The organism is Paenibacillus sp. TSA_86.1 (assembly GCF_052691815.1).
Window position 1 is genome coordinate 125894 of record NZ_JBQZGE010000003.1, and the last position, 13274, is coordinate 139167.

A 13274-nucleotide genomic window follows, 5' to 3' on the forward strand; every position below is an offset into this window, starting at 1 on the left:
ATATGAAAGCTATGACAGGTATTAGTGACACCGATTATTTAGCCAACGACGACTTGAGAACATACTTCGAAAGGGCTTCACCCTTCATGGAATAGATGACATCGTTCATATAGGTCGAGATACGATCTAATGAAGGAACGGCAGCGCTAACCGTATACACATGTACGTCTTCCAATGTCTGCGGATCAAGGATATAACCCGTTTTGGTAAAATCAAGCTGATATTGCCCATCCTGGGTCCGATCAACATGCATGAGCACAGGCTGCGTATCCTGGAACAAACGCTCCGTTACTTTGCCTTTCATCGTGTATAGCTCCAGCTTCGGCCCAGTTAGAACGGTATATCCGCTGCCTGCCGTCTGAATGTAAGCATCACCCGCGATTGCACGCCCCCATGCGAGTTTGCCATCCGAACCAAATCCCATCAGACGATTGCCTGTGGATTCAAGGTTAGCGCGCATCAGAATGGAACCATCGTCCAGAATTGCCAGAGCTTCTCCGCCGCCATCCCCTTGAGTATTGGCATCTGCCGGGAATTGATAGAAGGACAGGCGGGTTAACGTAGAATCGTAGATTTCGATCTTGGGATTCGCTGCTGGCTGCCAGAAGTTTCCTGACTTCACCTGTTTACTCGCATCCACAACAATCCGTCCATGTCCTGCCTGAAGCACAGAGCCGTTGATTGTTTTCTCGGTCAGCAACTTGCCTTTTTTGTCATAGATCGAGAGGTTTGAGCGCACGGAGCCATTCGCTTGTACACCCTGACTTGTAGCAACTAGCACATTTTCATTATCCATAAGCGAGACGGTTGCAGATGCATTCACGGTTTTCACCCAGTTGGTCTTGCCGGAAGTGTTAAAAGAATATAATTTTTTGCTTTTATCCGAGTATTCCATGTACACGTAAGCCGTACCAGTGTTTGTAAATAAGGAATTAGAATAGGTCGTGTAAGGGCCACTTTTCTCATGGAAAATCGTGCTCCACTTGAGCTGGCCTGTCTTGGCATCCAGCGCTTGTAACGAATCAAGCTGCCAGTCCAGCGTTGTTTTACTGCTCGTTTTCGTTACGGGTTGGGAAGAGTGCACATACACCAGATTTTTGGAAGGTACAGCGTAAATATCCTTAATCATGACATCTTTCTCCGTATTGGCCTCATTTAACATGAGTGAAGAAGAAGTCCATGCCGGTTTAGGCAAGGATTCTGTGGCTGCCGCCGCGTATCCTGTTGTTGTATTCATGTTTAAGAATAGCATGCCGCTAAGCAGAAGAACGGCCCATGTAGTAGACTTGCGTTTTGGGTTGGTATAGGTATGCAAGTGATAAACCACCTTTCGTCTTCGGTCAAAATAACACCGATTGTAGAATTCTACCATTGATTTCTAGTGAAATTCAACCGAACATGCTGTAACCTTTTTGTACATCAAATGTGATAATCCGATGTTAAAAGAGATGTAACAGTTACAGGGAATTCATCTTCTTTAGATGTGCAGTGAAGTTTGATATATTTAGTGCTGTGACACGAGATATACGAAGCAATGAGGACAAGGAGAGCAGACATGATGTGGAGTGAACATATTACCTTATGGGTTATCGTAGGCATCGTTCTGTTATTGCTGCTAACCTGGGTTATTCGCCGGATCATTTATCGCGGGCAGCGGATACGAAGCGAGGCGAACCCTCAGAAAATTACGATTAAGGATATCGATAAAATGGAGGACGGATCGGAGTTTGAATTATATCTCTATAATCTGTTCGAGCAGCTCGGTTATGACGAGGTTCATAAAACGACCAGTAGCAGGGATTTCGGAGCAGACCTCATTTTTGTAGACAGACTGGGAAGACGCAGTGTGGTACAGGCCAAACGATACGGTGCGAATCATCCTGTTGGTCTTAGCGCGGTACAGGAGATCTATACATCAATGCGTTATTATGAGGCGGATCGATCCATTGTGCTGACATCTGCCCGATACACGGATGCATGCCGCACGCTGGCTGCGGTGAATGAGGTGAAGCTGCTGGACCGAGAAGACTTGATCGATCTGATCGCGCTGTATAAGTCGCGAAGACTGGACAAAGCAATGGAATTGATCGAAGAGCATGACCACGAACCGATAGAGACGTGGCAGTCTCGGCGCAAGCGTACTTGATGTCGGACGGGCGGGGCTTGGAGCACGGAGCTGGAGGGTTGCTTTTCAAAAATACGGATGTATAAATGAGTTCGGGCTGGCTGCACCTTCACATGTATCGTTACACATGATATATTGAACGTATATCAAATGAAGGAGTGTGTTCATCATTATGGCACGTACACAGACACAAAAAGCATTACGTAAAGCAACACGATCAGGACAATGGACTCCCGAGCAAAGCCGAAGAGTGAATGGAAATTATGGGGCATTATCGCAGCATGTTCGCCTGACACCAACCAAGCAGGAAAAATTGCAAAAAGTCAAACACAAGAAGCAGATCATCCAGGATGGTGGTGCTTCTTTTTATTTTGTCTTCGAGCGGAGTATGTCAGGAAAAGAGGCTGGGTGAATGAATAAAGAAAACGAATGGATGATAAAAGATACGAATGGATGATAGAAGATGAGGATTGAGTGGAAGACGCGTGAAAAATAAAAAAAGGAGAAGCGCTGCAGCTCCTCCCTAAAAGCCAAACCAGATCAAATTCTATGACTGAACGAGATGGGGTACTTCCACGTTGGGATCCACATCGGCCTCATAATCAACGCCATCCGTTTCAAAACCGAACAGTTGGAAGAACTCGCGGCGGTAACCTTCAAGATCGGACAGGTCATAGATATTCTCGGTGGTCAGCTCGTTCCAGATCTTCGCTACTTCCTCCTGCACGTCTGCTCTCATCTCCCAATCATCGATCCGAATGCGACCTTGCTCGTCTGTTGGCACTTCACCTCCAGCGTACAGGCGATCCGCAAACAGCCGTTGCAGCTGTTCGATGCATCCTTCATGCAATCCTTTTTCTTTCATTACTTTGTACAACGCAGAAATATACAGTGGCACAACTGGAATGGCAGAGCTGGATTGGGTCACGAGTGCTTTGGCTACGGTAACGTAAGCACGTCCACCTTTGGCGCTCAGTTGTTCATGCATTTTGCGCGCCGTTGCTTCCAGATGATCCTTCGCTTGACCAATGGAGCCTTCACGATAAATTGCGTGTGTCAGCTCAGGGCCGATGTAAGAGAAGGCAATCGTTGTTGCATGGTCTGCGAGTACGCCGCCTTGTTGCAAGGCATCCATCCACAGTTCCCAGTCTTCGCCGCCCATCACGTTGACGGTCTGACGAATCTCTTCTTCTGTAGCTGTTTCGAGAGTAACTGAAGTGATTTCGCCCGTATGGAAATTGACCGTTTTGTTCGTATACGGCTGTGCAATCGGCTTCAGCACCGAATTGAACACCTCACCTGTATTGGGATCAGTACGGCGTGCCGAAGCGACGCTGTAAACGACCAGATCCACCTGACCGAATTCGCTGCGAATCAGCTCAACGGCCTTCTCACGAGTTTCATTGGCAAAAGCATCACCGGTAATGCTGTAGGATTTCAGGCCTGCTTCATCCGCAGCCTTCTCGAATGCAGCCGAATTGTACCATCCAGCGGAAGCTGTCCGTTTCTCGGTTGAGCTGGACGGACGGTAAATGCCGATAGTGTTCGCTCCAGCTCCAAAAGCAGAGACAACTCGCGAAGCCAGTCCATAACCTGTAGATGCGCCAATGACGAGCACGTTGCGAGGCCCTTGAATTGCGGGTTGAGATTTTACATAATCAATCTGCTCTTGGACTTGTGCCGCACAGCCGACAGGATGGGAAGTTGTACAGATAAAACCACGTGTTCTTGGTTTAATAATCATTATAGTGGCACCCTTTCGTGTTCAATTCATGTTGAAATTCAGTTGATTCATCATACGGCTTTCGTATATTGTACGTATACATCTCCCCTATTGTAAAACAATTACGTTCGAAACGGAAACCGTTTCGGTCATTTTTGCAGGAAGTGTGGGATTAGGGTGGCAATTTTGCTTTCATTTTGGGAAGATAATGATAGAATGACTCGTGATCATGAAAGGATAGACCTTTAATGTTGAAAGAACGAATCGAGTTTTTGAGCAAACGCAAAGAAATCTCACGTAAAGACCTTGTGGAAGGTCTGGTTACGCAGGCGCATTTTGCAAACATTCTGGCGGAGCGTTATCCACTCCCAGAAGATTTGGCCGAGGGTATTGCCAAAAGGTTGGGCGTAAGTTCCGCCTATCTGTTGCAAACGGCAGTGCAAGATGAGCAGACATTGGCACGAGCAGAAGCGATTTTTGCTCAGATGTCGGTGCCGGCCTCTTCGATTCCGGAGGAAACGGTACATGCACTGGAGGATCGGGATGATTCGCTTACTGTGGAGCTGACGACAGCTCTAATGAAGGCAGTGTACTATCAACAGTTAAATGATGCCGATGCGCATGAATATATTCATACTTCGTATCTGAATTTTTATTTGGAGAAGTACGGCCGCCCGGATGATGTACAGCTACCGCGGCCGCTCACGAAGGCTTTACTTTTTTATAAAATCCAATATTACCGATCCAAGCTGGCATTTGTGGATGTGCTAACTCATGTGACAAGACTGAGCAGCCTGACAGAGCCGGGAAGTGAACTGTGGCTGTCTATACAAAATATCCAGCTGGAGGCGTATATCCAGACCCGGCAGTATGAGGAAGCGAAGCGCACATTTGAGCAGACGATGAAACATGTGTACGATCAACGGTTGTTCCATCGTTTGTCCGGACTATATGTGGCATACAGCGGTTATTGTTTTACGATGGGACTGGTGCAGGAAGCTTTATCTGCATTGTCGATGGCAGAAGCAAATCTCGTATATGCGGGGAATCAGGGAGATCTGGTGACCGCGATTGCGAACAATCGAATTGTCATGTTAACGATGTCAGGTGAACTGGATCAGGCTCAGACTGAGATTGAACGTTTCGCGGCTCGGCTTGGTGCTGAACCGGAGGAGACCCAGCAGGCAATGAAGCCGCTGCTCTGGGTGTACCGCTGCGAGGTTGCATCGGCCCGAAAAAACTGGGGCATGCTGGCGCAAAGTGTCGATCAGTTGCTCGGTTGTGCTGTAACGGAGGATCAGCGGATGAACGCTGTCTTTTACCAAAGTCAGCTGGCTCTCGCGCATGGGGAACAGGATACATTTTTGAACCATGCTCAAGCTTGCCTGTCTTACTTTGAATCAGTCCAGCAGTCGATGCGTTTGGAGTCCTTATACGAAGGGTTGGCTGTGGTGAGTGAGGATCAGCGTCGGTACAAGGAAGCGGCAGCATATTATCGCAAGCTGGTGTATTTGCTGCGGAAGTCACAATGAAGGTAGGGAGATGCAGAGTAGGAAGCAGGGGAGCAAATAAGGGAGTAAGTGAGTAGGAGAGTAAAGGAGTAAGGGAGTAAGGGAGTAGGAGAGTAAGGGAGTAAGAGAGTAAGGGAGTAAGAGAGTAAGGGAGTAAGAGAGTAAGAGAGTAAGGGAGTAAGGGAGTAAGGGAGTAAGGGAGTAGGAGAGTAAGGGAGTAAGAGAGTAAGGGAGTAAGGGAGTAGGAGAGTAAAGGAGTAAGAGAGTAAAGGAGTAAGAGAGTAAGGGAGTAAGGGAGTAGGAGAGTAAGGGAGTAGGAGAGTAAGGGAGTAAGAGAGTAAGGGAGTAGGAGAGTAAAGGAGTAAGAGAGTAAGAGAGTAAGGGAGTAAGAGAGTAAAGGAGTAAGTAAGTAAGTATTTTTAGCCCGTGCAATGGGAAGTTAGTCTCTCGGCGAGTCTTTTTTTCTAACGATCTCCAGAGACGTTATTTAGGCGATTTTTCATGTTTTTATTTTCTAACGATCTCAGGAGAGCTATTTCGGAGAATTGATGCAAAAATGGACGTTTATCTGGGGGGGGCAGCAAAATAAGCTTTCTGGTGATCGTTACAATTCCAGATAGCCTTATATCTCTCAAATAAGCTCATCTGTGATCGTTAGAAAGAAATAGGTTGTGTGGCGGCGGCTTACTCCTGGAAAAGCATAAATAGTTTATATGCATTTTGACAAACAGTGAATTCTTCATATACTTATGCTTACGCTTTGTTCAGTAAGGTACACACAAGGGACATGTGCCTGGAAAGGTGCGGGGCAGGCTCGATATATGTTTGAAAAATGTATGTATGCTTTATGTGTGTATGTATGTGAGTATATGTGTGTACTGTATATGTATATGTTTGGTTTTATATATGTATTTATCTATATGTATTTATTCTCATATATAATGCTAGTATGCTCTTGTACATATTTGCGTATCCATCTAAAAATGGATATTTGACCGCTCTTGGTAACGGTATTTTATGCATTCAAGAGGGCAATGTTACAAAAATAAAAGGCTCAGTGCTCATTGAGGCAGGGAGAACGTTCTTTTTTATTGTGAAAACCAGGCATGAGGACAAATAAACCGATCGTGTTGTGTCTGTAACAGACGCTTTTTGCTGGTTTTTTTGTATGTGTCCAGATGTGTATTCAATACATTCATGTTGTGTTTATAATTAATCATAGCCAATAAAAAAACAAACGAGGTGTTTGATATGATGGGATGGTTTAAACGTAAAAACAAACCGGAAGATGCTGTTGCCAAAGCGGATCGTGTGATGAACAAAGGGCTCACAGGCATGATGATGAAAGGTTTTGTGCCGAAAGAGCATCGGGATGCGATTAATCAAAGTTTGGACTCTGCTAAACAGGCGCAGCTGGCTGCCAGCGGTTCGTTGCCTCTGACGGCGACTGGAACAGTGCTCAGTGTAACGGATACAGGGAAATTGATTAATTTTGATCCGATTGTGGTGCTTGTGCTTGAGGTGACTGAAACGAGCGGCCGTACCTATCAGCGCACGATGGAAACACTGGTGTCCAAGCTGCAGATTCCGCGTGCTGGTGATCGCGTTGGTTTGGGGCAGAATCCGGCCAATCCTTCTGAACTGATCTATATGGGACTTCTGTCCGTTTAGGTGGCGCGGTAGGACGAAGAGGGTGGTAAGCGGACGTTTTACTAGCAAATAAATAGGGTTTATTTGGAATTATTAGTACTTAAATTACAGATAACAACGAGAAGTGAAGATAGATTAGAATAAAATTAGATAGGGTGATAGAGATGAGTCGTTTTTTTAGAGTAATCGGTTTACTTATGGTATTTGGGACAGGATTTTCCCCGTTCATAGCTCAGTGGCTGTGGGATGATCCGTTTATGGTCATGCAGGCGTGGTGGTTTAAACCGATGCTTTTTGGAGGAATTGGTTTACTGGTCATTTCGTCTATATTCGGTACGAGTTTGGGTCAGCGCAAGATCAAATCGGGATTGCCAGCCGTTGGTGTGATCCAAAGTATTCAACAGACGGGCACCTATATTAATGAACAGCCGGAAGTGAAAATGATGCTCAAGGTGTCTCGCCAAGGCCGGGAAACGTATGATACCGAACTAAGAACGATTGTTCCTTTGACCTCATTATCCCAGTTTCAGCCGGGAGCAATCATTCCGCTGGTCGTTTCCGAGAAGGATGAGCGCAAAGTCGGACTGGATCAGCAAGGAACGGTGTCGCAAGAGCATATGCAGCAACTGTTGAATGAAAAGATGATGCAGCAAGGTATAGCACCGGAAATGGCGGATATTGCGCGTACAGGAGAAAAGGGGCTCGCTAAAATTCTGGACGTTACCCCTATGGGAAGTGCACAGAATGGTAATATCAAGCTTCAGCTTAAACTGAGTATTACGAAGCCCAATGGTGAAACCTTTGAGACGATTACGCAAAAAGAAATCCTGCCCTCCGCGATGTCGCAGGTTCAGCAGGGACACATCATTAACGTATTTTATTCACCGCAGGATCCTTCCAAAGTGGCTCTTGCCCTTCAAGTGCAGGAGCAGCAGCTGAATCAACTCTTCTCGTCCTGATCTGCTCATTTTGAACTTCTTAACTTTAGCATCACTTTAAAAAAAAGCTGTACAAAATGGAACTGTAGCGTTCTCCCGATTCATTTCAAGAAATTATAGCAGAATATTTCGTTCAAGTATGCATACTAGAGTGCCCTCCCCTAAGTCAAAGCGACGATGAACGGGAGAGCGCTCTTTCTTTATGCCTCTATAAGCAAGTTAAGAACGGGTGCTTGAAGGAGAGCGCATCAGCATTTCCCGGAAAGAGTGAAAAAGAGGCTGGGCGTAGGCTTCAAGCTGATTCCGGCTAGTTTGTCCCTCTTCGGTTAATATATCATGATCGAACCATACGACAGCATAATCCTTATCATCATTTGGTTTACTCGTATCCCAGCAGACAGGCCCCGCATGATCTTCATAGGAGGCAAATGGAATATATCCCGCCTTAATCAGTGATTCCGATGATGACCAAAGGTTACGTAATTCCCGCAGAGGGTAATCAGAGGGTAGATTCGGCAATTCGATTATAAATCCCTCATAACGAAGATAGACATTTAGAACGTATCGGCTGCTCAGATAGGCCATATAGAGCGGAGGCAGAGAAAAAGATGAGCTATACGTATCCGAGCCAGGTTTAATATAACTAGCAGCTAATTCGTTAATCTGTTCTACCGTAACCTCAGAGTCCAGCATTATCCAGCGAACCCATCCTTCTTCTTCCACCTCGCCATCCTGCATATCCGCAGGCACGCCATAGTCCTCTTCTTCCATTTTGGCGGGATGCGACATTAGAATATCCCGATAAGGGGAGTCGAAATATGTGTCAAGCCAGCTTTTGATGAAAAGTCGATCTCGTTCCAGCACCTCGTTGTCAATCAAAGTAGTCACAACCCTTCAAGGTTCATATTTAAACAATGCCGATGCGCATGCGATAAGAGAACAGCACTTCTTTTGAACTCCCTGCAAAAACAAGCTCCGCCTGACGCCTGAAATCATCCGCCATATCCTTCAATTCCATGGCGCCCAGCTTCAGAGCTGTCTGAAGCCCGCCTTGGCTCAGAGCCAGATTGGCATAACGCTCGGCTGTGAACAGTTCGCGATGATGGAACACGATTTCCCGGTTGTAACGGAACAGTCCGGATTGCTGGATCTGCTGTAAATGGCCTTCTTTGCTCCATTTATGTGCTTGTTGCTCCGGACTCGATAGACGTGAAGCAAGTTCATCCGCTGTGCTCACGAGTTGCTGGTATGCTGCTTCAAGCTGCCAGTCCAATACAGGCGGCCAGTCACAGTCGTAGGCGGCGAAAATGCCACCTGGACGCAGCACCCGTGCGAATTCACGTAAAGTGGATTCCGGCTCCATCCAGTGAAACGACTGGGAGCACGTCAAAATATCTACGCTGTCATCCGGCAAGCCGAGGTCATGGGACATGCCTGGCGCGAAGCGAAGCTGATCCGGTTTGCCTGCGGCTTCCCATTTCGCAATACCCACAGAACGCATATCCTCACTCGGTTCCACGCCAATCACTCGCTCGGCATGATCCAGCCAGATCCAGGTGGACAAACCGCTACCGCAGCCAACATCAGCCACGAATCGTGGTTTCTTGCCCAGATAATGAGTTAGAATATCAACGACTTCACGGGGAGCAGAAGGTCTATTTTGATCATACAGTGTGCCAAATCCTTTAAAGCGTTCCACGTTATTATGTCTGAGCTGTTGATTCATGTGTGTGCCTCCCAACATCGTTGAATTCCTGTCGATTCTAATTTTAGGTTAAATGATATAGATGCATGCTATATTGTAACATCATCCTCTGTGATCTGCCCATCATCTTCCAGTAGATGTGCGAGGGCATCCTGATGTCTGCGAAGCAGTTCCCTGCGTACCGTCTTAGGTGTGACTACGGTTACTTTTGAGCCAAAAGACATTAGAAAGGAATACAGTTGTTCACCCTCATCAATTGGAATAGAAACCCTAAGCTTCCCGTCCGGCTCTTGCTGAATCATAGCGGGATCAAGCAGGTCGTAAACACGATAGGCAGTCGTTTGTTCAAACAGAAGTTCGATCGGAAGCTCTTTCTCAGGCGGTTGATTAGAATGTGTATCAGCATCTTTGTTTTTAGCATGATGTAGATCTTCCTTGATGATCTCTTCCCCGGCATCCTCCGCTATGGATGTCACCGTGCGCTCATATGGGCCGGGAACAAAGCGAAGTTTCGTAATCCGTTTAATTTTGTATGTGACAAAGGTATTAAGCGAATCGGATGAATTGGATGTCACAGGCTGGGATTGTTTCAGACCCTTGAAGTACCATGTGTTGTTCTTAAAAATCAACTTCACGGGCAGCGCTGTTTCCTCACTCGCTTTTCCGTTGGAATCGATATAGTGAAACGAGAGAAGCTGGCTGGCGAATATCGCCTGCTTTACTTGATTAAACAGCTGCATTTCTTGCTCGGGAATACTGCTCCATGAAGAATACTCAAATTCAATCCAGTCCAGTTTGTGATCAAAAAGGGTCGTTAACCTGCCCAGCATACGGGCACTGTTCAGATGAGGAATGGCACTGACGCTGTACAAGCCCAGCAAAATTTCATTCTGTTCATCTTCGCTCAGCAGAGACTTGTCCATCACATAGTGATCCATTAGATGGATGCCGCCGTGTTTGCCCGTTGTGGTATAGACGGGGATACCTGCCGCACTCAGGCGGTCAATGTCCCGGTATACCGTGCGAACCGAAATTTCGAACAGGCGCGCAAGTTCGGGAGCGGTTGTTTTCTTTTTTTCCAGCAACAGCAACAACATTCGGAATAATCGGTTATGTTCCATGACCAAATTATATCATGACAACCCTTGTCAGGGTATGGGTGTTACACTTGGACTATAACGTTATAGTTCTCAACGTATTTCAGTGGATTGAAGATCAGAGACTTGCTCTAGTAGCGGTCAACATCAGAGGAGGAACACATCATGAAAATGAAAGACGGATTCTTTTGGGGCGGCGCAACGGCTGCCAATCAGTTTGAAGGCGGATGGAATCGGGACGGCAAAGGGCCGAGCACATCGGATATGATGACAGGCGGAACACATACCACGCCGCGTCGAATTACACCTGTACTGGAAGAGGGCACTTATTATCCGAGCCATGAAGCGGTTGATTTTTATGGACATTATAAAGAGGACATTGCCATGATGGCCGAGATGGGTTTCAAAATGTTCCGCATGTCGATCAACTGGTCCCGCATCTACCCGAATGGTGACGATCTGGAGCCAAACGAAGAGGGTTTGAAGTTCTATGATAACGTCTTTGCCGAGTTGAAAAAATACAACATTGAGCCTCTGGTGACGATCTCCCACTACGAGACCCCCTTCGGCCTGACACAAAAATATAACGGCTGGGCTTCCCGTGAAGTGATCGAGTTTTACATCCGTTATTGTACAACCCTGTTCAACCGTTATAAGGATCAGGTGAAATACTGGCTGACCTTTAATGAAATCAACTGTCTGACGATGCCACTCGGTGCTTATATGGCAGGTGGATTGTTGTTTGAGGGTAAAGAAACATTGACGGACGGAGTCGATCAGCCGCAGACCCGTTTCCAGGCGCTGCACCATCAATTCGTAGCGAGTGCCAAAGCGGTAAAACTGGGACATGAGATCAACCCGGATTTCAAAATCGGCTGTATGGTTGCCTTCATGACGACGTATCCGAATACGTGCAATCCGGATGATATTTTGCTTGCGCAGAAGAAAGATCAACTGTCCAACATGATCTGTGGTGACGTACAGGTTCGGGGAGCATACCCGGGATTTGCAAAACGTTTCTTCGCAGAAGAAGGCATCGAAATTCAAATGCAACCGGAAGATGAGCAGACGTTGCGTGAAGGCTGTGTAGACTTCTACTCCTTCAGTTATTATATGTCTCTTGTGGAAAGTGCAGATGCATCGCTGGATAGAGCAGAAGGAAACTTGCTGGGCGGTATCAAAAATCCGTATCTTGAAGCTTCCGACTGGGGCTGGCAGATCGATCCAAAAGGACTGCGTTACACGCTGAATCATCTGTATGACCGTTATCAGGTGCCATTGATGGTCGTAGAAAATGGTCTCGGTGCTGTCGATGTCGTGCAAGAAGATGGCTCTATTCAGGATGACTACCGGATTGACTATCTGAAAGGTCATATCGAGCAGATGCAAGAAGCAGTTGCGGACGGCGTAGACCTGATTGCCTATACCATGTGGGGCTGCATTGACCTGGTAAGTGCATCGACTGGTGAGATGAAGAAACGTTATGGTTTCATTCATGTCAACAAAGATAATGATGGCAATGGCGATTTGAGCCGCACACCGAAGAAAAGCTTCTACTGGTACAAAGACGTCATTGCTTCCAATGGAGAGAAGTTGTAATTTGAACGAAGCATGTTCCATAGGATTGTGTCCCATCATAAATGTAAAAAACGCTCATTCCTGTGTTCAGGAATGAGCGTTTTTTGGCCTTGTGTTAGACTGAATGGGCAGAAAAAGAGTGAAACAACAGTCTCTTTATCTTCAAAAGGCATATCAGGCGAGCATCGCTGTAGATTAAGCGAAACTTTTGGCTTGTAACTGAGACAGCCGCTGCAGATATCGTCTGTAGAACCAGATGCAGGTAGATAACCAGCACCCACTCAGAAAGTAACCGCCAACGATGTCACTAGGATAATGTACACCCAGATAGATCCGGCTAATACCGATCATCAGAATAAAGCCTGCACTCGCTACAATCATACATACACGCCCCGTAAAACTCGGGATATGCTTCCAGATGAGAAAAGCAAGTCCGCCATATAAGCTGAATGCAGCCATGGAGTGCCCGCTCGGGAAGCTGTATCCACTCACTTCGATAATGCGATTGATAGTCGGACGTGCCCGCTGAAATACAAGCTTGAGTAAAGCATTTAACACGGTTGAGCCGATCAGCACGCTGGCAAGAAAGAGCAGTTCGCGTTTGTGCCGCAGGAAAACATAGAGGATCAGCATGACAACGACCGTAATAACAACCACCTGAAGTTCGCTGCCAATCCAGGTGAAAAATTGCATGAATCGAGTCATGCCAGGCGATTCCATGCCTTGAATCCAATTGATTAGCACTGCATCAAAGCGGTGAATCTGATTATCGCTGATGGAGAGTGCAATCGTGATAAAAGCGAGCAAGCATAACGCTGCAACCAGCAGCGGAATCGAGATTTTTTTCATGTAATTGTGTTTCAAATGTTGAGTTCCTCCGTGATGTATGATGTCTTTAACATAGTGTTAACATTCTACAATAAAACAAACAAAAACGAAAATGGAGT

Annotated in this window: 12 protein-coding genes; 6 read left to right on the plus strand and 6 right to left on the minus strand. The window is 46.4% G+C overall.

Annotated elements, in window-relative coordinates; genetic code table 11:
- Positions 1-34: 34 nt before the first annotated feature.
- Positions 35-1315 carry a hypothetical protein gene (locus ACUTVW_RS09610; protein WP_445645579.1) on the minus strand — a complete coding sequence of 427 codons (1281 nt, stop codon included), beginning with the start codon at positions 1313-1315 and terminating at the stop codon, positions 35-37.
- A 240-nt stretch (positions 1316-1555) separates the two neighbouring features.
- Between ACUTVW_RS09610 and ACUTVW_RS09615 the strand changes: the two genes are divergently transcribed.
- Together ACUTVW_RS09615 and ACUTVW_RS09620 are read left to right on the plus strand one after the other, a co-directional pair.
- Entirely contained in the window at positions 1556-2146 is a 591-nt protein-coding gene (locus ACUTVW_RS09615) for a restriction endonuclease (RefSeq protein WP_445645580.1), read from the plus strand.
- Between the two features lie 151 nt (positions 2147-2297).
- Complete coding sequence (locus ACUTVW_RS09620) at positions 2298-2537, plus strand: hypothetical protein (RefSeq protein ID WP_445645581.1); 240 nt, start codon at positions 2298-2300, stop codon at positions 2535-2537.
- 135 nt (positions 2538-2672) lie between these two features.
- Here ACUTVW_RS09620 and fabV read toward each other — a convergent pair whose 3' ends face one another.
- Positions 2673-3869, minus strand: coding sequence for an enoyl-ACP reductase FabV (gene fabV, locus ACUTVW_RS09625; protein WP_445645582.1), 1197 nt, complete (start codon positions 3867-3869; stop codon positions 2673-2675).
- A gap of 227 nt (positions 3870-4096) precedes the next feature.
- On the opposite strand from fabV, the gene ACUTVW_RS09630 reads away from it, so the two are divergent.
- The 3 genes from ACUTVW_RS09630 to ACUTVW_RS09640 all read left to right on the plus strand — a co-directional run bounded on the left by ACUTVW_RS09630 (position 4097) and on the right by ACUTVW_RS09640 (position 7968).
- A complete protein-coding gene (locus ACUTVW_RS09630; protein ID WP_445645583.1) occupies positions 4097-5380 on the plus strand; it encodes an XRE family transcriptional regulator in 1284 nt (427 codons plus the stop codon).
- A gap of 1230 nt (positions 5381-6610) precedes the next feature.
- Positions 6611-7030 carry a hypothetical protein gene (locus ACUTVW_RS09635; RefSeq protein ID WP_445645584.1) on the plus strand — a complete coding sequence of 140 codons (420 nt, stop codon included), beginning with the start codon at positions 6611-6613 and terminating at the stop codon, positions 7028-7030.
- A gap of 143 nt (positions 7031-7173) precedes the next feature.
- Positions 7174-7968, plus strand: coding sequence for a hypothetical protein (locus tag ACUTVW_RS09640; protein ID WP_445645585.1), 795 nt, complete (start codon positions 7174-7176; stop codon positions 7966-7968).
- Between the two features lie 198 nt (positions 7969-8166).
- On the opposite strand, the gene ACUTVW_RS09645 is transcribed toward ACUTVW_RS09640, so the two are convergent.
- The 3 genes from ACUTVW_RS09645 to ACUTVW_RS09655 form a co-directional block, all read right to left on the minus strand.
- Positions 8167-8826: a hypothetical protein gene (locus ACUTVW_RS09645; protein ID WP_445645586.1), complete on the minus strand. Its 660-nt coding sequence runs from the start codon at positions 8824-8826 to the stop codon at positions 8167-8169.
- 28 nt (positions 8827-8854) lie between these two features.
- A complete protein-coding gene (locus ACUTVW_RS09650; RefSeq protein ID WP_445645587.1) occupies positions 8855-9673 on the minus strand; it encodes a class I SAM-dependent methyltransferase in 819 nt (272 codons plus the stop codon).
- A 68-nt stretch (positions 9674-9741) separates the two neighbouring features.
- Positions 9742-10773, minus strand: a complete 1032-nt coding sequence (locus ACUTVW_RS09655) for a helix-turn-helix transcriptional regulator (protein WP_445645588.1) — start codon at positions 10771-10773, stop codon at positions 9742-9744.
- Between the two features lie 141 nt (positions 10774-10914).
- Here ACUTVW_RS09655 and ACUTVW_RS09660 point away from each other — a divergent pair, with 141 nt between their 5' ends.
- Positions 10915-12348, plus strand: a complete 1434-nt coding sequence (locus ACUTVW_RS09660) for a glycoside hydrolase family 1 protein (RefSeq protein ID WP_445645589.1) — start codon at positions 10915-10917, stop codon at positions 12346-12348.
- A 174-nt stretch (positions 12349-12522) separates the two neighbouring features.
- Here the strand turns inward: ACUTVW_RS09660 and ACUTVW_RS09665 are convergent, their stop codons facing one another.
- Complete coding sequence (locus ACUTVW_RS09665) at positions 12523-13191, minus strand: phosphatase PAP2 family protein (protein WP_445645590.1); 669 nt, start codon at positions 13189-13191, stop codon at positions 12523-12525.
- Positions 13192-13274 lie beyond the last annotated feature (83 nt).

What these genes read in the sequence shown, in the direction of transcription:
- ACUTVW_RS09615 (WP_445645580.1), top strand. Translation starts at nt 1,556, where the DNA reads ATGATGTGGAGTGAACATATTACCTTATGGGTTATCGTAGGCATCGTT.
- ACUTVW_RS09620 (WP_445645581.1), top strand. Translation starts at nt 2,298, where the DNA reads ATGGCACGTACACAGACACAAAAAGCATTACGTAAAGCAACACGATCA.
- fabV (WP_445645582.1), bottom strand. Translation starts at nt 3,869, where the DNA reads ATGATTATTAAACCAAGAACACGTGGTTTTATCTGTACAACTTCCCAT.
- ACUTVW_RS09630 (WP_445645583.1), top strand. Translation starts at nt 4,097, where the DNA reads ATGTTGAAAGAACGAATCGAGTTTTTGAGCAAACGCAAAGAAATCTCA.
- ACUTVW_RS09635 (WP_445645584.1), top strand. Translation starts at nt 6,611, where the DNA reads ATGATGGGATGGTTTAAACGTAAAAACAAACCGGAAGATGCTGTTGCC.
- ACUTVW_RS09640 (WP_445645585.1), top strand. Translation starts at nt 7,174, where the DNA reads ATGAGTCGTTTTTTTAGAGTAATCGGTTTACTTATGGTATTTGGGACA.
- ACUTVW_RS09650 (WP_445645587.1), bottom strand. Translation starts at nt 9,673, where the DNA reads ATGAATCAACAGCTCAGACATAATAACGTGGAACGCTTTAAAGGATTT.
- ACUTVW_RS09655 (WP_445645588.1), bottom strand. Translation starts at nt 10,773, where the DNA reads ATGGAACATAACCGATTATTCCGAATGTTGTTGCTGTTGCTGGAAAAA.
- ACUTVW_RS09660 (WP_445645589.1), top strand. Translation starts at nt 10,915, where the DNA reads ATGAAAATGAAAGACGGATTCTTTTGGGGCGGCGCAACGGCTGCCAAT.